The organism is Serratia silvae, assembly GCF_023282985.1.
In the GTDB taxonomy this organism is placed as follows: Bacteria; Pseudomonadota; Gammaproteobacteria; order Enterobacterales; family Enterobacteriaceae; genus Chania; species Chania silvae.
Genome location: NZ_JAGQDC010000050.1, coordinates 1 through 807, shown reverse-complemented (window position 1 = coordinate 807; position 807 = coordinate 1). Strand labels below are relative to the sequence as shown.

The following is an 807-nucleotide window of genomic DNA, read 5'->3' as shown; positions in this document are numbered from 1 at the left end:
CCTGAAATCCCGAAGGCAACGGTTACCGTCAGGCACTCCTTCGTGAAGTCGTCCACGCAGGTAAGGCACTTGATCCTGCGACCGGTCGCCAGCGCATCCATGACGAAATCCATCGACCAGGTCAGATTGGGTGCCGCCGGGCGGAGCAGCGGCAGACGTTCTGTTGCCAGCCCTTTACGACGTCTTCTGCGTTTTACCCCCAGGCCACTGAGATGATAAAGCCGGTACACGCGCTTGTGATTGACATGAAGCCCTTCGCGGCGCAGCAGCTGCCAGATGCGGCGGTAGCCAAAACGTCTGCGCTCCAGTGCCAGCTCAGTGATGCGCCCTGATAAATGCGCATCTGACGCCGGACGCTGCGCTTCGTAGCGGCAGGTCGACAGGGACAAACCTGTCAGCCTGCAGGCACGACGTTGCGACAGACCGGTCGCATCACACATCAACACCACGGCTTCCCGCTTCTGGTCTGTCGTCAGTACTTTCGCCCAAGAGCCACCTGAAGCGCCTCCTTATCCAGTATGGCTTCGGCAAGCAGCTTTTTGAGTCTGGCGTTCTCTTCCTCAAGCGACTTCAGGCGCTTAACCTCGGGCACCTCCATACCGCCATACTTCTTACGCCATGTGTAAAACGTGGCATCGGAAATGGCGTGCTTGCGGCAGAGTTCACGGGCGGATACCCCGGCTTCAGCCTCGCGGAGAATACTGATGATCTGTTGGTCGGAAAAACGCTTCTTCATGGGGATGTCCTCATGTGGCTTATGAAGACATTACTAACATCGGGGTGTACTAATCAACGGGGAGCAGGTCA

Annotated in this window: 1 pseudogene; it reads right to left on the bottom strand. The window is 57.5% G+C overall.

Annotation, left to right across the window (positions count from 1 at the left end):
* Nucleotides 1-736: pseudogene (locus KAJ71_RS23180) on the bottom strand (IS3 family transposase); the annotation flags it as partial.
* Nucleotides 737-807 lie beyond the last annotated feature (71 nt).